This window comes from Variovorax flavidus, from assembly GCF_030317145.1.
GTDB classification, from domain to species: Bacteria; Pseudomonadota; Gammaproteobacteria; order Burkholderiales; family Burkholderiaceae_C; genus Variovorax; species Variovorax flavidus.
In genome coordinates this window covers 888044-908176 of the sequence record NZ_JASZYE010000001.1, presented here as the reverse complement: position 1 = coordinate 908176, position 20133 = coordinate 888044, and the positions used below count along the sequence as shown (strand labels likewise).

The 20133-nt window shown below is 65.9% G+C and carries 14 protein-coding genes and 1 pseudogene; 8 read left to right on the top strand and 7 right to left on the bottom strand.

Translation table 11 applies throughout. The features are described from left to right. Positions 1 to 111: 111 nt before the first annotated feature. Both QTH90_RS04380 and QTH90_RS04375 read right to left on the bottom strand, forming a co-directional pair. Positions 112 to 330 carry a CstA-like transporter-associated (seleno)protein gene (locus QTH90_RS04380; RefSeq protein WP_286663292.1) on the bottom strand — a complete coding sequence of 73 codons (219 nt, stop codon included), beginning with the start codon at positions 328 to 330 and terminating at the stop codon, positions 112 to 114. Then, positions 327 to 2396: a carbon starvation CstA family protein gene (locus QTH90_RS04375; RefSeq protein WP_286663291.1), complete on the bottom strand. Its 2070-nt coding sequence runs from the start codon at positions 2394 to 2396 to the stop codon at positions 327 to 329. The genes QTH90_RS04380 and QTH90_RS04375 overlap by 4 nt, the downstream gene beginning before the upstream one ends. 201 nt (positions 2397 to 2597) lie before the next feature. Between QTH90_RS04375 and QTH90_RS04370 the strand changes: the two genes are divergently transcribed. Continuing rightward, positions 2598 to 2840: a hypothetical protein gene (locus QTH90_RS04370; protein ID WP_286663290.1), complete on the top strand. Its 243-nt coding sequence runs from the start codon at positions 2598 to 2600 to the stop codon at positions 2838 to 2840. Between the two features lie 19 nt (positions 2841 to 2859). On the opposite strand, the gene QTH90_RS04365 is transcribed toward QTH90_RS04370, so the two are convergent. Beyond that, positions 2860 to 4314, bottom strand: a complete 1455-nt coding sequence (locus tag QTH90_RS04365) for a GntP family permease (protein ID WP_286663289.1) — start codon at positions 4312 to 4314, stop codon at positions 2860 to 2862. A 3-nt stretch (positions 4315 to 4317) separates the two neighbouring features. Next, on the bottom strand, positions 4318 to 5331 hold the full coding sequence (locus tag QTH90_RS04360) for a patatin-like phospholipase family protein (RefSeq protein WP_286663288.1): 1014 nt from the start codon (positions 5329 to 5331) through the stop codon (positions 4318 to 4320). A 251-nt stretch (positions 5332 to 5582) separates the two neighbouring features. On the opposite strand from QTH90_RS04360, the gene QTH90_RS04355 reads away from it, so the two are divergent. The 4 genes and pseudogenes from QTH90_RS04355 to QTH90_RS04335 all read left to right on the top strand — a co-directional run bounded on the left by QTH90_RS04355 (position 5583) and on the right by QTH90_RS04335 (position 11797). Then, positions 5583 to 7163 carry an efflux RND transporter periplasmic adaptor subunit gene (locus tag QTH90_RS04355; RefSeq protein ID WP_353506603.1) on the top strand — a complete coding sequence of 527 codons (1581 nt, stop codon included), beginning with the start codon at positions 5583 to 5585 and terminating at the stop codon, positions 7161 to 7163. Then, positions 7160 to 10351, top strand: a complete 3192-nt coding sequence (locus tag QTH90_RS04345) for an efflux RND transporter permease subunit (RefSeq protein WP_286663287.1) — start codon at positions 7160 to 7162, stop codon at positions 10349 to 10351. The genes QTH90_RS04355 and QTH90_RS04345 overlap by 4 nt, the downstream gene beginning before the upstream one ends. Next, a pseudogene (locus QTH90_RS04340) lies at positions 10338 to 11267 on the top strand (efflux transporter outer membrane subunit); the annotation flags it as partial. The gene QTH90_RS04345 and the pseudogene QTH90_RS04340, both read left to right, overlap by 14 nt. Before the next feature lie 74 nt (positions 11268 to 11341). Next, positions 11342 to 11797: a TolC family protein gene (locus tag QTH90_RS04335; RefSeq protein WP_286663286.1), complete on the top strand. Its 456-nt coding sequence runs from the start codon at positions 11342 to 11344 to the stop codon at positions 11795 to 11797. On the opposite strand, the gene QTH90_RS04330 is transcribed toward QTH90_RS04335, so the two are convergent. Next, entirely contained in the window at positions 11798 to 12697 is a 900-nt protein-coding gene (locus QTH90_RS04330) for a transglutaminase family protein (protein WP_286663285.1), read from the bottom strand. Positions 12698 to 12804: 107 nt separating this feature from the next. Here QTH90_RS04330 and QTH90_RS04325 point away from each other — a divergent pair, with 107 nt between their 5' ends. Beyond that, the gene (locus QTH90_RS04325; RefSeq protein WP_286663284.1) at positions 12805 to 16107 is read left to right on the top strand and encodes a hypothetical protein; all 3303 of its coding nucleotides are present in this window, start codon (positions 12805 to 12807) and stop codon (positions 16105 to 16107) included. On the opposite strand, the gene mnmC is transcribed toward QTH90_RS04325, so the two are convergent. Both mnmC and QTH90_RS04315 read right to left on the bottom strand, forming a co-directional pair. Next, a complete protein-coding gene (gene mnmC / locus QTH90_RS04320; protein ID WP_286663283.1) occupies positions 16083 to 17972 on the bottom strand; it encodes a bifunctional tRNA (5-methylaminomethyl-2-thiouridine)(34)-methyltransferase MnmC2/FAD-dependent 5-carboxymethylaminomethyl-2-thiouridine(34) oxidoreductase MnmC1 in 1890 nt (629 codons plus the stop codon). The two genes, QTH90_RS04325 and mnmC, sit on opposite strands and share 25 nt — an antisense overlap. A gap of 83 nt (positions 17973 to 18055) precedes the next feature. Continuing rightward, positions 18056 to 18328: an oxidative damage protection protein gene (locus tag QTH90_RS04315; RefSeq protein ID WP_286663282.1), complete on the bottom strand. Its 273-nt coding sequence runs from the start codon at positions 18326 to 18328 to the stop codon at positions 18056 to 18058. A 127-nt stretch (positions 18329 to 18455) separates the two neighbouring features. On the opposite strand from QTH90_RS04315, the gene QTH90_RS04310 reads away from it, so the two are divergent. Beyond that, the gene (locus QTH90_RS04310) at positions 18456 to 19478 is read left to right on the top strand and encodes a sulfate ABC transporter substrate-binding protein (protein ID WP_286663281.1); all 1023 of its coding nucleotides are present in this window, start codon (positions 18456 to 18458) and stop codon (positions 19476 to 19478) included. 13 nt (positions 19479 to 19491) lie between these two features. Continuing rightward, positions 19492 to 20076 carry an NADPH-dependent FMN reductase gene (ssuE, locus tag QTH90_RS04305; protein ID WP_286663280.1) on the top strand — a complete coding sequence of 195 codons (585 nt, stop codon included), beginning with the start codon at positions 19492 to 19494 and terminating at the stop codon, positions 20074 to 20076. Positions 20077 to 20133 lie beyond the last annotated feature (57 nt).

The following is a 20133-nucleotide window of genomic DNA, read 5'->3' as shown; positions in this document are numbered from 1 at the left end:
CCAGGCGCCGCGCAACGACGCGGCGGCTGATTTACGGCCTCCGTCGGTCCTACGAAATCGCCTTCTTGTCCGCGCTGTCGTACACCGCTTCGCGCCAGGACGACGGCGGCATCAGCAACAGCGCGCCCCGCCCTTGCCGTACCGGCGTTCGATCACCCGGGCGCAGTACTCGCTGCGCGACAGCACCGGCGCGCCCGGATGCAGCCCGGCCGCATGGGCCAGATAGCGCTCGTAGTCCGGCATGCCAAAGACCTGCCGACACGCCGAGCACAGGCTGCGGATGTTCTGGCCCAGCCAGCGCTGTGCGCCGGCTTCGCGTTCGTCGTTCATGGCAGGGCTCCCTGTGCGCCGGTCAGCGGGGGAATCTCCTGCGCCGTCGGCTTGGCCTGCTTCCAGGCCTGCATGCATATCTTGGCCGCGAAGATGCACATCGCAACCACGAGCAGGACGAAGAAGCCGCAGACGAAGGCGTCGAGGTAGTTGTTGAAGGCCACACGCTGCATCTCCTCGACGGACTTGGCTGGCGCAATCAACTTGCCTTGCGCCGCGGCGTCGCCGAACTTGTGCGCCAGCGCGAGGAAGCCGATGGCCGGGTCGGGATGGAAGATCTTCTGGACGCCCGCCGTCAGGGTGGTGACCAGCAGCCAGGCCGTGGGCACGAGCGTGACCCACACGTAGCGTTCGCGCTTCATCTTCACCAACACGCTGGTGCACAGCAGCAGGGCGATGCCGGCCAGCATCTGGTTGCCGACGCCGAAGAGCTGCCACAGGGTGTTGATGCCGCCCAGCGGATCTACCACGCCCTGGTACAGGAAATAGCCCCACAGCGCCACGCACAGTGCCGTCGCGACGATGTTGGCGGGCAGGAATTCGGTGTTGCCGAGCGGCTTGTACACATGGCCCAGCATGTCCTGGATCATGAAGCGGCCCACTCGCGTGCCGGCGTCGACGGCGGTGAGGATGAACAGCGCCTCGAACAGGATCGCGAAGTGGTACCAGAACGCCTCCATCGACTTGCCGCCGAAGGCCTGCCCGAGGATCTGCGCCATGCCGACCGCCAGCGTGGGGGCACCACCCGCGCGCGAGAGGATGCTCGTCTCGCCGATGTCCTTGGCCGTCTGCGTGATCAGTTCCGGCGTGATGACGAAGCCCCAGCCCGAGATCACCTGCGCAGCATTGGCGGCCGTGGTGCCGATCACCGCCGCGGGCGCATTCATCGCGAAGTAGATGCCCGGATCGAGCACGCTCGCGGCCGTGAGCGCCATCACCGCGACGAAGGACTCGGCCAGCATGCCGCCGAAGCCGATGAAGCGCATGTGCGATTCCTTCTCGACCATCTTGGGCGTCGTGCCCGACGAGATCAGCGCATGGAATCCCGACACGGACCCGCAGGCGATGGTGATGAAGAGAAACGGGAAGAGCTTGCCCGAGAACACCGGCCCCGTGCCGTCGATGAAACGCGTGGTCGCCGGCATGGCCAGCATCGGCGCGACGTAGTAGATGCCGAGCGCGAGGGCCACGATGGTGCCGATCTTGAGGAAGGTGCTCAGGTAGTCGCGCGGCGCCAGCATCAGCCAGACCGGCAGGCTGGCGGCGATGGCGCCATAGATGATCAGCGCCCAGGCGAGTTGCGGGCCGGTGAGGGTGAACAGCGGTGCCCAGGTCGGGCTTTCCGCCACCACGCGCCCGAGAAAGATCGACAGCAGGAGCAGCACGACGCCGAAACCAGAGGCTTCGCCGACACGCCCCGGCCGGATGATCCGCATGTAGACGCCCATCAGCAGCGCGATCGGGATGGTCGCGAAGATGGTGAACAGGCCCCACGGACTGCCGGTGAGCGCCTTGACCACGATCAGCGCGAGCACCGCGAGGATGATGATCATGATGGCCAGGACGCCGACCAGCGCCAGCGTGCCGGGGACGGGGCCCAGCTCCATCTTGATCATTTCGCCCAGCGACTTGCCGTCGCGGCGCACCGATGCGAAGAGGACGATGAAATCCTGCACCGCGCCGGCCAGCACCACCCCGGAAAGGATCCACAGCGTACCGGGCAGGTAGCCCATTTGCGCGGCCAGCACGGGCCCGACCAGCGGGCCTGCGCCTGCAATGGCCGCGAAATGGTGGCCATAGAGCACCCATTTGTTCGTCGGCACGTAGTCCATGCCGTCGTTGTGGCGGATGGCCGGCGTGGGTCGCGAGTCGTCCAGCCGCAGCACCTTCTCTGCGATGAACTTGCTGTAGAAGCGGTAGGCGATGAAGTAGACGCAGAGCGCCGCGGTGACCAGCCACACCGCGTTGACGCTTTCGCCGCGTCCCAGCGCCAGCGCGCCGAAGGATATGGCTCCGACGATGGCCACCGCCGGCCAAAGCAGGAGGGATGTGAGCTTGTTGTTCATGGCGCCGCTCCTCTCAGGAAAGGGCGGCACATCATCCTGCCGCCGCGCCCGGCACGCAAGGCGCAGAAGCCTCCCGCTTGCAACCGGGCGAAAAGACTACGGCCTAAGCGATATAGACCTACACCGCCACAAAGTAATACATAAGTAGTCTGCATTCGAACTTCAGGGAGGGTCGCCGTGCAACGATTGAGGAAAGGCGAAATGAGCCGTCTGCAACGTGCAGTCGTCATGAGCCGTCTCGCGGTCGATACGGCACGCGGGGATCTCATCGAGGCGCTGGGCGACTGGATGTGCGGTGGCGACAAGGCACCGCCGAGTCCGGAGGAGATTGCGGAACTGGCTCGCCTGGTCGAGGCGCAGGAACAAGCCGAGGCGAGCTACGCGCGGTGCGTTACCGCGCTGTCCGAGGAGTGGGTCACGCACGCTCGCCGCCGGGCGAGCTGAGCGTCACCGCCCGGCGCGTTCAGAAAGAACCCAGGGCGGTTCCGAGCACGATCACGGCGATCAGCGCGATCAGGGCGCCCACGATGCCCACCATCACGATGTCGAAATAGCTTTCGCGGTGCCCCGTGCCGCATACGGCGAGCAGGGTGACGACCGCGCCGTTGTGCGGCAGGCTGTCCAGGGTGCCCGCGCCGATCACGGCCACGCGGTGCATCAGGGCCGGATCGATCCCGGTCGTGGCCGCCAGCTCCATGTAGGTCGCACCCAGGGCGTCCAGCGCGATCGTCAAGCCGCCCGAGGCTGATCCGGTGAGTGCGGCGAGGATGTTGGTCGACAGCGCGAGCGACACCAGCGGCCCGCCGCCGATGCCCAGCACCCATTCGCGCACCAGGTCGAAGGCCGGCATCGCGGCGACCACGGCGCCAAAGCCCACCAGGCTGGCCACGCACACCACCGGCAGCACCGAGGCGTTCGCACCGGCGTCGACCGTTGCGCGCAGGGAAGGCAGTCGACGCCAGTTCAGCGCCACCAGCAGGGCGATCGCCGCAGTCAGTGCCACCAGCACCGCCCAGACGCCGCCCACGTTCGCGATCGTGATGCCGCCGAAGCGCGGCTCTTCGAGGTAGCTTGTGTCCAGGCGCGGCAGGATCACCAGGGCCATGAGCAGATTCACGAGCACCACCATCACGAGCGGCAGCAGCGCAACCACGATGCCCGGCTGGCCGGCACCGTGCTGCCCATGGGTGACCTCCGCGGGGTCGAAGCTGCCGGAAGTCGTGGCGCGCTCGCGCACCACCGGGTCTTCCGCGGCACTCACGTGCTTGTCGACTGCGACGGGTGCGTAACTTTCACCGGACCGCCGCGCAGCCCCTTCTGCGCGGCGCAACCACCACATGCCGAAGCCGAGCATGATGGCCGCGGCGATGACGCCGAGGCCTGGCGCCGCGAAGGCCGTGGTGCCGAAGAAGGGCATGGGGATGGCGTTCTGGATGGCCGGCGTGCCCGGCAGCGCCGACATCGTGAAGGTCGAGGTGCCCAGCGCAATGGCCGCCGGCATCAGGCGCGCCGGAATGTCCGCCGCGCGGAACAGTGCATGCGCCATCGGCGCGAGCACGAAGAAGGCGACGAAGAGGCTCACACCGCCGTAAGTCACGAGGGCGCCGGCCAGGACGACCGCGAGCATCGCGCGCTTGGGGCCGAGCTTTTCGGTCATGAAGCGCGCGATCGTCTGCACCGAGCCGCTGTCGTCCATCAGCTTGCCGAAGACCGCGCCGAGCAGGAAAAGGGGAAAGAACTGCGCCAGGAATCCGGCAGCCGAGCTCATGAAGGTCTGCGTCCAGTGCGCGAGCAGCGGCTCGTTCGCGAACAGTGCCGCGATCAGCGCCGCCGCGGGCGCCAGCACGAGCACGCTCCACCCGCGGTAGGAAAGCCAGATGAGCAGGCCGAGGCCTACGAAGATGCCTGCGAGTCCCATGGCTCAGACCCCTTCCAGCAAGGCGTCGAGGTCGAGCGTCGAACGCTTGCCGATGTCGCCTCCGTGCGCTTCGATGAAGGTGTTCGCAGAGCGCCGCCCGTCGTCGCGGAGCTTGCACAGGAAGGCCCACTCCGTGATCATCTTCGACGAATAGCCCAGTTCAAGCATGGCTTCGGTGGCAATGCGATGGATGCGCATGCGCGCCCATGCCGCGCCTTCGCCGTGGCCGGGGTCCGCCACCTTGTGGAGCATGGCGATCATGCGCAACTCCTTCAACAGGGGCGAATTGAACGAGATTTCGTTCAGCCGGTTGGTGATGTCCTGCGCGCTGCGCGGCAGTCCGGGGCGTTCGACGGGATTGATCTGCACGAGGATGGTGTCGCTCGCCTTGCACTCGCGGATCAGCGGCGTCATCGTCGGGTTGCCTGCATACCCACCGTCCCAGTAGGGGTCTCCATCGATCTCCACCGCATGGAACATCGTGGGCAGGCAGGCCGACGCGAGCAGCACGTCAGGGCCGATCTCGGCATTGCGGAACACCCGGCCACGGCCGGTGCGCACGTTGGTGGCCGTCACGAAGAGCTTGATCGGGGACGAGGCGAGACGCTCGAAATCGATCAGGTCCGCCAGGATGCCGCGCAGCGGGTTCATGCCCTGTGGATTGAGGTCGTAGGGTGACCACAGGCGCGTGGCCATCTCGATCGCGACGAATGCTGGCGAGTTGTCGAGCGACCACGTCCCGGTGATCATCTCGGTCCAGCCGCGCCGGAAGGGGCTGAAGCGGGCCGCATCGGAGACGCCGCGCCAGAAGTTCTCCAGTGCTTCGCGCGCACCTTCGGGGCCGCCCGCCGCGTGGCCGCAGGCCAGCACGGCCGCATTCATCGCGCCCGCCGAAGTGCCGGAGATGCCGTCGAGGCGCACCCAGGGTTCCTCCAGCAACCGGTCGAGCACACCCCAGGTGAAGGCGCCATGGGCGCCGCCGCCTTGCAACGCAAGGTCGATAGGAAGGGTTTTCAATGGGTTCCTCCAAGTGCGTAGCGTGGCATTCAAGCTCCGTGCCAACAGTTTCCTCAAGCCCGCACGAGAACACGAAACCGAATCCAACGTCAATCGGCACAAAGTGCATGGTGATGCAGCGGCGCACATGCCTTCTTGCCCGTCACCATCTTTGAAGCGACATTAGCGATTCAACAGCAGCCTCGGCTCGGGTCGTTTGCCTGCCTCAGCGCCGGTCCTTCGACCCTCCGTAGGCAGGAGGAGAGCGGCTTATGGGATTGCATCTCGTCGGGACGTGGCCTCGTGCCTGCAGTGCGGCGCTGGTGCTTGCATTGCTCGTCGCTTGCTCGAAGGAGGCCGAAAAGCCAGCGCCGCAGGCGAGCGAAGTCTCTGTGCAGACCGTCAAGCTGCAGACCGTGCCGGCCACCTTCGAGTTCGTGGGCCAGACCGAGAGTTCGCAACAAGTCGAGATCCGCGCACGCGTCTCGGGCTTTCTCGAGAAGCGCGTGTACACCGAAGGCGCCTTCGTCCAGCCTGGACAGGTGCTGTTCCTCATGGACGCCAAGCCCTTCGAAGCCAGCCTGAAGGCCGCGCGCGCCGAACTGGCGCAACAGCAGGCGCGGCTCAACACTGCCCGCGCCAATCTCGCCCGCGTGAAGCCGCTCGTTGCGGACAACGCATTGGCCGCCAAGGATCTCGACGACGCCACGGGTCAGGAGCAGGCCGCCGCCGCCGCGGTAGAGGCCGCTGGAGCGAAGGTCACCGACGCGATGTTGAACCTCGGCTACGTCACGATCACCGCCCCCGTGGCGGGGCAATCGTCCTTCGCCAAGGTTCAGGACGGCGCGTACGTGAGTGCAGCGAACAGCCTGCTGACCTATGTGGCCAAGCTCGATCCGATGCGCGTCAACTTCAGTCTTTCGGAAAACGAATCGCTGCGCGTGCAGGACGAGATTGCGAAGGGAAAACTGATCAAGGCACCGCGCGACGACTACGCGGTCGAGATCGTGCTGGCCGACGGCACGAGCTTCCCGGCGCAAGGGCGCATCACTTTCGCGGACGCGTCGTACAGCCAGGACACGGGCACCTTCCTGCTGCGTGCGGAAGTGCCCAATCCCAAGGGAGACCTGAAGCCGGGGCAGTTCGTGCGCGTCAAGGTGCACGGCTTCACGCGGCCGAACTCGATCGTCGTGCCGCAGCGGGCCGTGCAGCAAAGCGCCCGCGGCGAATTCGTCTGGACGGTCGATGGAGAAGGCAAGGTGAACCAGCGTCCCATCCAGGTCGGCGACTGGATGGGCGATCAATGGCTCGTGACCGGCGGACTCAAGGACGGGGAGCGGGTGGTGGTCGACGGCTTCATGCGCCTGGCACCCGGTGCGGTGGTGCGCGCCAAGGACGTGCCCGCTATGCCATTGCCGGTGGGCGGCATGGCGCAGGTCACCGCTGCAACGCCCTCCGCAGCGGGCGGCGCAGGCGCTGCGCGGGCCGGGCCGGGCGCGGCCGCCACGCCTTCTTCTGCTGCTACTGCTGGTGCCGACAAGGATGCCGTCTACTTCGATCGCGGCCGGACCGCGCTGGATGCGACCGGGCAAGTCCATCTCGTGACTGTCGTGGCTGCATTGAAGGCCCGGCCCGAACTCCGGGTCGAGTTGCGCGGCTACGTCGATGCGAGCGGCGACATGACGCGCAACGCAGCCTTGGCCAAGCAGCGCGCCGAGTCGGTGCGCGATGCCCTGCTGGCGGCCGGCGTGGCGCCCGAACGCATCCTGCTCAAGGCCCCGGCCAACATAGTGGGGGGTGAATCGCCCGCGCTGGCACGCCGTGTGGATGTCGTGCTCGCGGGGGCGCGATGAAGTTCGCGCACTTCTTCATCGACAGGCCGATCTTCGCGTCGGTCATCTCGATCATCCTGGTCCTCGCGGGACTGGTCGCGATGCTGAACCTGCCGATTGCGCAGTTCCCGGACATCACGCCGCCGCAGATTTCCGTCAGCGCCACCTATCCGGGTGCGAGTGCGGAGGTGGTGTCGCAGAACGTGGCGGCGCCCATCGAGCAGCAGGTCAACGGCGCCGACCGGATGATGTACATGAACTCCACGTCGAGCTCGACGGGGAACATGACGCTGTCGGTCTACTTCGAGATCGGCACCGATCCCTCGCTCGCGCAGGTCGACGTGCAGAACCGCGTGAACCTCGCGCTGCCCACCCTGCCTTCGGCGGTGAGCAGCCAGGGTGTCTCGGTGGCGAAGAAATCGCAGGCCTTCATGATGATCGTGGCGATCTATTCGCCCGACAACAGCCACGATCCGACGTTCATCGCGAACTACGCCAACATCAACGTGCTCGACGCGATCAAGCGCGTGCCGGGCGCGAACCAGAGTTCGATCTTCGGCTCGCCGGACTACGCGATGCGCCTGTGGCTCAAGCCCGACCGGATGGCCGGCCTCAGCATGACCGCGACCGACGTGCAGCAGGCCGTGGCCGCGCAGAACCAGCAATACGCCGCCGGCCGCCTCGGGGCGTCGCCCACGGCCACGCCGGTGCAGCAGACCATTCCCGTTGCGACTTCCGGCCGGATGACCGAGCCTGCGCAGTTCGAGAACATCATCCTGCGCGCCCAGCAGGGCACGGGCGCGATCGTTCGCGTCAAGGACATCGGTCGCGCGGAACTGGGTGCGAAGGACTACTCCATCCGCTCCAAGTACAACGGCAAGACGGCCACCCTGATCGCGATCTACCAGCAGCCCGGCGCCAACGCGCTGCAGGTCGCCAAGGACGTAAAGGCGCTGCTCCACCAGATGAAGCCGACCTTCCCCGACGGGCTGGAGTACGACATCGCGCTGGACACGACCGAGTTCGTGCAGGAGTCCATCAACGAAGTGGTCCACACCTTCGTCGAGGCGGTGGTGCTGGTCGTGCTGGTGGTCTTCATCTTCCTGCAGAGCCTGCGTGCCACGCTGGTGCCGATCCTGGCGGTGCCGGTGTCGATCCTCGGTGCGTTCATCGGCATGACGGCCATGGGCTTCTCGATCAACATGCTGACCCTGTTCGGCATGGTGCTTGCCATCGGCATCGTGGTCGACGACGCCATCGTCGTGGTCGAGAACGTCGAGCGCAACATGGCCGAATTCGGCCTGTCCCCCAAGGAGGCCGCGAAGAAGGCGATGGACGAGGTGAGCGGTCCCGTGGTGGCCATCGTGCTGGTGCTGTGCGCGGTGTTCATCCCCGTGGCTTTTCTCTCGGGCATCACGGGGCAGCTCTACAAGCAGTTCGCCATCACGATCGCCGTGTCGGTGGTGCTGTCCGGGCTGGTGGCGCTGACGCTCTCGCCCGCGCTGGCGGCGATCCTGCTGAAGCCGCCGAAGCCCGGCGAACACGAGAAGAAGGGCTTCTTCGGCTGGTTCAACCGGCGCTTCGGGCGGCTCACCGATCGCTACAGTTCCACCACGCGGCTGGCCATCCGGCGCGTAGGCATGTCGGTGCTGCTGATCGTCGGCATGATCGTCATCATGCTCGGGCTCTTCAAGCGCGTGCCGTCGACCTTCCTGCCGGTGGAAGACCAGGGCTACATCTTCACCGCGGCGATCATGCCCGACGCCGCGAGCCTCGACCGCACCGAGGCGGCCACGGATCGGGCACAGCAATGGTTCAGCAAGCAGGCGGCGGTGAAGTCGGTGGCGTCGGTGCCGGGTTTCAGCCTGATCGACTCCCAGCTCAAGTCCAACGCGGGCGTGCTGTTCGTTTCGCTCAAGGGCTTTGCGGAGCGCCAGGCGCCGGGCGACAGGGCCGATGCGCTGATCCGCAACGCGAGCGCGGAATTCGCGACCTTCGAGGATTCGGTGATGATCCCGGTGAACCCGCCTTCGATCCCAGGCCTGGGCACGACCGGCGGTTTCGAGTTCTGGGTCCAGAGCGAGGGCGATGCAAGTCTGCAGCGCGTGGAGGAGGTCACACGCGAGATCATCGCCAAGTCGCGACAGCGGCCCGAGTTGCGGGGCGTGAACTCCACTATCAACACGCGCTCCCGGCAGTTGCTCGTGGACGTGGACCGCGACAAGTCCGAAAGCCTGGGTGTGCCGGTGCAGGACGTCTACTCGACCCTGCAGACGCTCTTCGGCTCGCTCTACGTCAGCCAGTTCCCGAAGAACAGCCGGCTGTTCCAGGTCATCCTGCAGGCCGAGCCGGACTACCGCATCAAGCCCGAGGACCTGCAGAACATGTATGTGCGCAACCGGACTGGCGGGATGGTCCCGTTGAAGGCGGTTGCCACCACGCGCTACGTGACCGGTGCCGACATCGTGACGCGCTTCAACAACTTCACCGCCGCCAAGATCTCCGGCGATGCCGCGCCTGGCTACAGCTCCGGGCAGGCGCTCGATGCCATGGAAGCGCTCGCGAAGGAGGTGCTGCCTCAGGGCTTTTCCTATGCCTGGTCGGGGCAATCCTACGAAGAGCGGAAGGCCGGATCTACCGCCGGCCTGGTGTTCGCCTTTGCGCTGGTGATGGTGTTCCTGATCCTTGCGGCGCAGTATGAGAAGTGGACCTTGCCCATTGGCGTGCTGCTCGCCGTGCCTTTCGCGCTCTTCGGCGCGATTGCCGCGATCTGGATGCGTGGCATCCAGAACGACGTGTATTTCCAGATCGGGCTCACGGTGCTGATCGCGCTGGCGGCAAAGAACGCGATCCTGATCTTCGAGTTCGCGGTCGAGTTGCGGCACAAGGAAGGCATGTCGCCCTACGATGCGGCCGTCGGCGCGGCCAAGCTGCGACTGCGGCCGATCATCATGACCTCGCTGGCCTTCATCCTGGGCTGCATTCCGCTGGCGATCGCGAGCGGCGCGTCGTCGGCGAGCCGGCAGTCGCTGGGCACGGGCGTGATCGGCGGCATGCTGGGCGCGACGGTGATTGCGATCTTCTTCATTCCGATGTTCTTCTGGGGCTTCGAGGTGCTCAGTGATCGCACGGCGGGAAAGAAGGGGGAGGCACATCCGGCTGGCGAAGCCGCTCCGGACGGGGAGGGGGGCGCGCATGGTCCGCACTGATCGGGTTCGCAGCGCGGTGCCCTTGCTGGCGGTGCTGCTGGCCGGCTGCATGCTCGGTCCAGACTACAAGCGCCCGGACCTGAACGTGCCGGCGCAGTTCAGGGCGGAACCGCCCGGCGCAGTGGCGACCGCGGCCGACACGGCCTGGTGGAAGCAGTTCGGCGATCCCGAACTCGATGCACTCATCAACGACGGCCTTCGGAACAACCAGGATCTCGTCGCCGCCGCTGCGCGTGTCGAGCAGTTCTACGGGGTGCTCGGCACGACCCGCGCGCCCCTGTTCCCGCAGGTCGGGGCGCAGGCAGCGGGGAGCCGCACACGTGCGAGCGAGCAGACCATCAGTCCGGCGCCGACGATCAACCCGTACAACGCGACCCAGGTCAATCTGTTGGCGAGCTGGGAGATCGACCTCTTCGGACGCACGCGCCGGCTCACCGAGGCCGCGACCGCGGAGCTGCAGGCGAGCGAGTCCTTCCGGCGCGCGACGGTGCTGTCGGTGGTGGCCGCGGTCACGGCGGGCTACGTGAACCTGCGCGAACAGGATCGCGAGCTCGAAGTGGCGCGCGAGACGCTCGGGCTGCGCAAGGATTCGCTGACCCTGTTTGAACGGCGTTTTCGCGGCGGCGTCGTCTCGGACGTCGAAGTTAGCCAGGCTCGATCCGAATATGCCGCCGCGCTGCGGACCATACCGGCGCTGCACCAGGCGATCGCGCAGCAGGAAAACGCGCTGTCGAACCTGGTGGGCCGCAATCCGGGGCCGATCGCCCGCGGACGTCCGGTCAACGAACTCGCGGTGCCTGTGGTGCCCGCGGGGCTTCCTTCCGACCTGCTGGAGCGGCGCCCGGACATCCAGCAGGCGGAACAGTTGCTGATGGCGGCCAATGCACGCATCGGTGCCGCCAAGGCCGCCTACTTCCCGAGCATCAGCCTGACCGGGGCATACGGCCAGGCCAGCCGCTCTCTGTCCGACCTGGGGGCCGTGCCGCAAGGGTGTGGACCTACGGCGTCGATCTCAGCGTGCCGATCTTCACGGCAGGCGCCATCGCCGGTCAGGTGCAGAGCGCCGAGGCGCAGCAGCGCGCATCGGTGGCGCAGTATCAGAAGGCCGTGCAGGCCGCGTTCAGCGAAACCGAGAATGCGCTGGTCGGCATCACCAATTCACGCGAGGGCCTGGACGCGCAGCAGCAACAGGTCAGCGCGCTCGCCAACTATGCGCGCCTGGCGCGCAAACGCTTCGAGGGCGGCTACACGAGCTACCTCGAAGTGCTCGACGCCGAACGCAGCCTGTTCAATGCGCGGCTCCAGCTGGCCCAGGCGCAGGGCGACGTGCTGCTGCAGGCGGCGGCGCTCTACAAGTCGCTCGGTGGCGGGTGGATCGACGTGGCGGACCGGGAGGTGCCGCAGCCCAATGTGCGCTTGAGCGAGCGGCCGTCGATCTTTCCCTGATCAGTTCGAAACGCGGCGCACCACCACGGAGGCGTCCAGGCCCTCGTAGGCTTCGGGGTCGCCATACCAGCTGCCGGAGATGGGCGCGGCCAGAGAAGGATCGCGTGCGACGCCGACGCGGATGAGCTGGCCTCCGCTGCCCATGAGGTTGTTGGTCGGGTCGAAGGCGATCCAGCCCGCGCCGGGCAGGTAGGCGTGCAGCCAGGCATGGGTGCTGCCGGCGCCGGTCACGGAGTCGCCGGGTTCGGTTTCGCCGGTGTCGAGCGCGGCGTCGTACAGGTAGCCGGACACGAAGCGAGCCGCGACGCCCAGGCGGCGCGCGGCCTCCATCATCAGCAACGCGTAGTCGCGGCAGCTTCCGCTGCCGAGCGCCAGCGTCTGCAGCGGCGTCTGCGTGCCTTCCTCGTCGCGCGGGACATAGCTGAGGCTCTGGCCGATGTGTGCGTTCATGCGCGACAGCACATCGCGCGTGCTGTTGATTCCGTCGGCGTAGAGGAACTGGTGGGCCCAGCGGATCAGGGTGCCGTCCGGATCGTCGTAGTGCGGGCGCAGGTAGTGCTCCAGATCGAGCCGCTCGTGGACGGCGTAGGCAAAGGGCATCATCTCCGCGGCCGGATCGAGCGACAACGTGTCCAGCGGCGCGGCCACGTGCTCGATGCTGAAGGAGCAGACGATGCGCAACTCCGTTGCCTCGCCCATCGGCTGTACCAGCGCGATCGAGTTGGAGTAGGGGTCCTGGATCATCCGCACATGCGACTGCGGACTCACCTGCAGGTCGGTGGCGAGCACGCGCAGGTCATGGCTGTCGCGCGGTCGGAACATCACCCGATGCAGCCCGAACGTTACCGGCGTCTTGTAGCGGTAGATGGTGGTGTGGGTGATGTCGTAGTGGGTGGGCATGGGGGCGATTGTGCAGTTCGCGAAAGCTCGTTCCTATTGGGGATGCATGTATCGGTCGATACATTGTGAAATGGTTTCCGCGCCACGCGCGAGACCAGGAGAGGCTGATGGACAAGGAATCGAAATCTGGGTCCGGAGGGTTTCCCAACAACGGCATCGTCGCCGTCGTGTTGCTCGCCGCGGGTGTGCTCTTCGTGCGTGAATCGCCTCTTCAGACCACCCGCCTTCCGGTCAACGAGCCGCGCCTGGAGCAGCGCTACACGAAGCAGGATGTGGATGCCCGGCTCTGGCAGGACCCTTTCAGCGCAGTGGCCAAGTACCGCTCGGAGCTTCGCAAGAGCAATCCGGACAAGCTCAAGGCCGAGGATTCCCGGCATGCTGCCTGTGGTCTGGTCAGCGATGTGGCGCGCAAGGTCTCGAAGGAGGATCACAAGCAGCCCCAGATCCTTGCGGTCATGCTGCCGGGCGGACCCTACTCGGAGAATGTCGAAAGTCGGCGGCGCGGCCGCTATGCAGTGCTGGCAGCACTGAACGCGAGCCGACTTTCGCCGGTGGATACGGCGCACCTGGGTTATTTCATTCCGGCCGCAGCATGCGGTGCGGCGACGCTCACGCCCACGCCGCAACCGGAACCCGAGGCGACGCTGGATCCGATCGCTTACGAATGGTTCGAACCGGCATTCGACGTCCGCCCCAAGGAGTTGTCGAAGAGCGGTCTGCAATCCCCCGTGCTGGTCATGTGGCTGCAATCCGAAGCCTTCGGCGACGCTCCGCTGCAGCGAATGGCTGAACTGGCCGCACCGTTCGTCCAGGCCGGGGCGAGTTGGCGCGTTCTCGGACCGAACGGATCGGATGGCCTGAAGGCAATGATCGACGAGGCGGCGGGCAGCAACTTCAAAGCCGGTCCCGTCTTTGAGGCCATGCGCTTCTATTCGTTGAACGCGACCGTCCCTGACAAGGTCCTGCTGGAAGGCCTCAAGCAGAAGGAGGAGCGTCTGTACGATGTTTCGAAGTTCTTCGGGAAGCACGACGTGGCGCTGGTGCGAACCATCGGAGATGACGGGAGCCTCGCCGACGAATTGATCAAGGAATTGGGGCTTCGCGGATTGAATCCACGCGAATTGGTCAAGGATGACGATGACGAATCCCGAAGCTACGAAGACATGTGCAGGATTCGCAATGACGATTCGCCGAGCCAGATTGCCGTCGTCGCCGAATGGGACACCCTGTATGGCCGCAGTCTGCGGCGCGAGTTCAGGGCGAAGGAGAAGGAATCCGGCTTCTGCGTCGAGCGCTTCAACTATGTGAGAGGCCTGGACGGTCAGCTGCCAGCGGCCGGTGATAGTGCATCGGGCGCGAGCGCCTCCGCGAAACAGGGGCCGGCCGACAAGGACGATGGGCGTCGCAAGGATGGCACTTTCATCGAAGTGGCGGAAGGGCAGGGACAGTTCGACTATCTTCGCCGGCTGGCGATCGAGATGCGTCTCAAGGACGAGCGGATACGCCGGAGCAGCGCCGACGGCCAGGGATTCCGCGCCATTGGCGTGTTGGGCAACGATGTACACGACAAGCTGCTGGTGATGCAGGCCTTGCGGCCGGAATTTCCGAACACGATCTTTTTCACCACCGACATGGATGCGCGCCTGCTGCATCCGCGCGAGCAGGCTTGGGCGCGCAATCTCATCGTGGCGTCCAATTTCGGGCTGCGCCTGAGGGACTCGTTGCAGGCCGGCGCGCCACCATTTCGCGACAGCTATCAGGTCTCGGCTTTTCTTTCGACCCGCCTGGCGGTCGACGACGCGCGACGGGCGCTCCAACTCGAGAAGGGATCGGGTGACGCCCAGAACCCTGCGTCTCAATCCCGTCTGGGCGAGTGGTTCGAGAAGCCGCGCATCTTCGAGATCGGGCGAACCGAGGCCTTCGACTTCAACGGCAAATGGCCGAAGAAGGACGTGGACAAGGACAAGTGCCGAGGGCCCGATTGGGTGGCGCGGTGCAACGACATCCATCCAGGCGGCTCGCCTCGCTACCCCATGCCAGGAGTCGCAGTCATGTTCCTGATATCCAGCCTCGTGGTGCTGGCGCTCTGGGTGCCGCCACTCGTGGTCAATCGACGCGCCAAGGTCCGTCTCGCCAACTTCGTGACGAGCAAAGGAACCGTCATCGCACGCTGGTCGCGATGGATCGGACTGGCACTTGTCCTGATCGCCGTGCAGGTTGCATTGCCATTGGCCATGGCTTTCGGCTGGGAGCCCTTTGCTGCATGGCTGACGAAGGACGGAAAGCCGATTGTGGCGATCGAAGGCATCAGCTTGTGGCCCACCGAAGCCTTGCGCGTCTTCACGCTCCTCCTGTGCTTCTACTTGCTCTACAGGGGTTGGCTGATGTTGACCTACAGCCTGGAAGACATCGGCCGGGACTTCAAGGCCGGCGATGCGCCCAAGAACATGGAAGATCGGCAGGACAGGGCCGACCGGAAGCAGGGCTTCTGGCGAAAACTCCTGCAAGTCTTCTCCATGCGCTTCATCCCGCCTCTTCATCGTCAGCCGCGCACGGGTGGCGAGGAAGAAATGGAGCCCGAAGCCATCGACTTCTGGGGCCGGCACATCGTCCAGAACAGGCTCATGGCGCGGCTGATCCGGACGGCTACCTGCGTGGTGATTGCGGCGATCTTCAGCAGTCTGCTGATGATGGCGATCGGAGAGCCGCGCTTCGTGCCGCAACGGGGCGACCTGTCGCGCGTCGTGCATGAAGGACTGCGGCTTCCGGCGCAGGCGATGATGTTCTTCCTTGTGTTCTTCGTGGTGGATGCGACGGTGCTGTGCGTTCGCTTCGTGCGGGGCCTTTTGCGTCTGCGCCGCCTGCACGAAGTCGCGGCCAACTGGCCCGAGGCGACGTTGAAGAAGTTCGAAGACGAGATGGGCATCCCGCGCGCCTATCTCGAAAACTGGATCGACCTGCAGTTCGTCGCGCGGCGGACCCATTGCGTGACCCTCCTCATCTACTACCCGTTCGTGGTGATCTCGCTGTGGCTGCTGTCGCGCAGCGCGGTCTTCGATCACTGGACGATGTCCGTAGGCACTGTGGCGCCTGCGGCGGTGGGCGCGGCCGTGGCGCTGGGTTGTGCGGTGGCGCTTCGGCTCGCGGCAGAGGATTCGCGGGCGCATGCGCTGGAGCAGGTGAAGAATGCCGTGTCGACTGCGAGCGCCAAGGTGATGCCGGACGGTGGGCCACCGCCCGCGTCACCTTCCGTCGAGCAGCTCAAGCTGCTGCAGGGACGCATCGAGAATCTGCACGAAGGAGCCTTTGCACCGTTCTGGCAACAGCCGCTGCTCAAGGCCGTGCTGCTGCCGTTCGCCACACTCGGTGGCACCACGGTGCTCGACTACCTGGCGCTGGCCAATATCTGAGGCTTCTCCGTATCGGGCCAGGCGCGCCGCGCATCCAGCGCCTGCGCGAGCTTCGCGGGCAGTGGCAGCGGTTCGTGGTGCCAGTGGGCCGCCAGCAATTCGGCGCACAGCACCGCGAAGCTGAGTCCGCGCGAACCCAGGGCGGTGCAGAGCCAGACGCCGTCTGCGCTTTCGGCAGACAGAGGCCCGACCAGCGGGCGGCGGTCGCCCGAGGCGCAGCGCACGCCGGCCCATGCCTGTGTTTCGTTGCGAACGAAGGCACCGGCCAGTTGCGCGGCTGCGTCGGGATGAAGCCGCGCCAGGCGCTCGCGGTTGAAGTCGGTGTCAGCGCTGCGGGGTGTGATGTCGATGCTGTCGCGGTCGAAGGTGGCGCCTGCGAGCCACAGGTTGCCTTCGGCGGTCGGCACGTGAGCAATCAAGTGGCCGTCGCCGTTGATGGGGGTGATCGGCAGTCGAGACCCTGGAGGGATGCGGCCCCATTCGACCTGGCCGCGCACGGCTTGCAGCGGCAAATCCGGGGCGAGTGCATGGCTCTCGATGCCGCCCGCGATGACGACGCGATCGGCTTCTGCCAGCAGCGCGCCAGCCGCGTCGCGCACTGCCCACCGGGTGACTTCGCCATCGATGCGCTTGATGCGAGCTGCACGACATCCCGCCCTGACGCGAATGCCGGGCAGCGCAAGCCAGGCCTCGATCAGCCGCGACGGACGTACCCAGCCGCCGCGTGCGTGCCATAGCGCAACCGTGCCGGGTGGCAAGCCCGCTTCCGCAACGTGCATCGAAGGCGCGAGCCACGACTCGTTGGGCCCCTCTGCAGTCCAGCCGTCCGGCAGCCGATCGTCGCCGGCGCTCCGCCGCTCGAGCACGCCGCTGGCGCGCCAATCCAGGCCTTCCTCCAGCAATTGCTCCAACTGCTGCCACGTCGCGCGGATGCCTGCGCGCGTCAGCCGGGAGAGCAGAGCATCGTCGGGTGATACGTGCGGCGCCAGCATGCCCACCGGCAATCCCGAGGCGCCGGCCGCAGGGCGGGCGGCCGCTTCGAGCACTTCCACTTCCCAGCCGCGCCGCGCAAGACTCGCCGCTACCGCACCGCCGGCCAAGCCGGCTCCGATCACCACGCATCGACCGGCCAACGCAGCAGGCGACGGCGCCGGTCCGCGGCGGCGAACCTGCCAAGCGGGCTCGAAGACGCCTTGCAGGCAATCTCGCTTCGGCGGCAATCCCGGCGCCTTGGTCACCTGGAAGCCGTTCTGCGCGAGTGCATCGCAGACTGCGCGAGCAATCGTCCATGTGGCAACGTGCGTTCCGCGACGGGCGAAGCGCGAAACGGCCTTGAGCGTATCGGCCGACCACATGTCGGGGTTGCGCTGCGGGCTGAACCCGTCAAGAAAGATGGTGTCGGCCTCGAAGCGCTGCGCGCGCAGCATGGCCTGCACATCGCCGATGCAGAGGGTGAGAAGCACCCGTCCCTCGTCGAGGCAGAGCCGATGAAACCCGGGCAGCAAACCGTGCCATTGCGCCGCGAGTTTTTCCGCCAGCCCCAACAGGGCCGGATAGCTCGATGCGGCGCGCAACAGATCCTCGCGCGAGACTGGAAAAGCCTCGATCGAAACAAAATGAAGCAGTCGTGGACGCTGCGGATCAGCTTGCCACGCCTGCCAGGTTGTCAGGAAATTGAGGCCAAAACCGAAGCCGGTTTCGAGAATCCGCCATTGCGGTTGTCCGGCCCAAGCGCCCGGAAGCCCGCAGCCGGCCAGGAAGACGTGCCTGGCCTGCGCAGGCGCACCTGTTTCGGTGTGATAGATGTCATCGAACCGCGCGCTGCGTGGAATCCCGTCCGCACGCCAGTCGACCGGCTCGGCCATGCGCAAGCCGAGTCAGTGCCCGAGGCCGGATGCCAGGAATACCGCAGAACCGGATCTGCCGGACCGCAGCCTGGGGGCGAGCTTCATGCCGTGGGGGGAACGTAGCCCTGCGCGACGTCGGCGCCGTCGCCGAAGAAATGCTTTTCCATCTGCCGCGCGAGGTATTGGCGGGCGCGCGCATCGGCCAGATTGAGGCGGTTTTCGTTGACCAGCATCGTCTGTTGCTTGAGCCAGGCCGCCCAGGCCTCCTTGCTGACGTTCTCCCACAGGCGTTTGCCCAGTTCGCCCGGATAGGGCGGGAAGTCGAGACCTTCGGCCTCTTTACCGAGTTTGATGCACTGAACCATGCGTGCCATTGGGATGCCTTTGTGGGTGTCTTAGTTGATTTCGCTATTTAGAACTGAGAACTCAGTCGTTCCCGTTTCCATATGCCGTATCCAGAATACGTGGCTTCAGCTTTATGCCATTTGTGAGCACAAGACCATGAGCCTTCGCCGCGACTTTATCAAGCTTTCCCTCGGCGCCGCCGCAGCAGCCAGCTTCGCCCTGACGGCATTGCCGTCGTTTGCGCAGGGCCTGACCCTGCTCAACGTGTCGTACGACCCGACGCGCGAACTGTACGTCGACTACAACCAGGCCTTTGCCAAATACTGGAAGGGCAAGAGTGGCCAGGACGTGACGATCAAGCAGTCGCACGGCGGCTCCGGCAAGCAGGCGCGCTCGATCATCGACGGCATCGATGCCGACGTCGCGACGCTGGCCCTGGCTGGCGACACGGACGCACTCGTCACGCACGGCGGCCTGGTCAAGCCCGATTGGCAGAAGCGCCTGCCGCACAACTCGGCACCCTACACCTCGACCATCGTGTTCCTTGTGAAGAAGGGCAATCCCAAGGGACTGAAGGACTGGGACGATCTGGTGAAGCCCGGCGTGCAGGTGATCACGCCCAATCCCAAGACCTCCGGCGGCGCACGCTGGAACTACCTGGCCGCGTGGGAATTCGCCAATCGCAAGTTCGGTGGCGATGACAAGGCCAAGGAGTTCGTCGGAAAGCTCTACAAGAACGTGCCCGTGCTCGACACCGGCGCGCGCGGCTCGACCATCACCTTCGTCCAGCGCGGCGTCGGTGATGTGCTGTTGGCCTGGGAGAACGAGGCTTTCCTCGCGCTGAAGGAATTCGGTCCGGACAAGTTCGACATCGTCGTGCCCTCCATCAGCATCCTGGCCGAACCCACGGTGACCGTGGTCGACAAGGTCGTCGACAAGAAGGGCACGCGTGCCGTCGCCGAGGAATACCTGAAGTACCTGTACTCCGACGAAGGCCAGGACATTGCGGGCCGCAACTACTACCGCCCAACCTCCGAGAAGGCCAAGGCCAAGTACGACAAGCAGTTCCCGAAGCTGACCTTGTTCACCATCGACGAAGCGTTCGGCGGCTGGACGAAGGCGGACAAGGCGCACTTCGCGGACGGCGGCTCGTTCGATCAGATCTATACGAACAAGTAACGCGCGCCTGGCCATGACTGTTCTCCTGATTGCCGGTAGCCCTTCCGCGCCTTCGCGCTCTGCGGTCTTGCTCGACGCAGTGGCCGCGCGGCTTGCCGAGCGCAAGGTGCCGGTCGACCGTCTCGCGATCCGCGAACTCGCCGCGCATGCGTTGCTGCTGGGGGAGGCCTCGAATCCCTCGGTGCAGCAGGCCGTGGAGCAGGTGCAACGCGCCGATGTGATCGTGATCGCGACGCCGGTCTACAAGGCGGCTTACAGCGGCGTGCTCAAGGTGTTTCTCGATCTGCTGCCGCAGTCGGCGCTCAAGGGCAAGACCGTGCTGCCGCTGGCGACCGGCGGCAGTCCGCATCACATGCTGGCGCTCGACTACGCGTTGCGGCCGGTGCTGCAGTCGCTTGCGGCGCGGCACATCCTGCCGGGCGTGTATGCGACCGACGGGCAGGTGACGCTGCAGCCTGAGGGCGCCTATCAGCTGCAGGCGGAACTCTCGCAGCGTCTCGACGATGCGGTCGAGACGCTGGCGAGCGAAGGGCTCAAGCTGCCCCCGACCTGGGGCTTCGAGCCGGTGGCGTTCTCGCGCGTGCGATGTAGCGTCTGACGGCGCAGCCGCCTGCGCGGCGCCGCTTTCTTCCCGACCCACCGATCAATTCCTCCG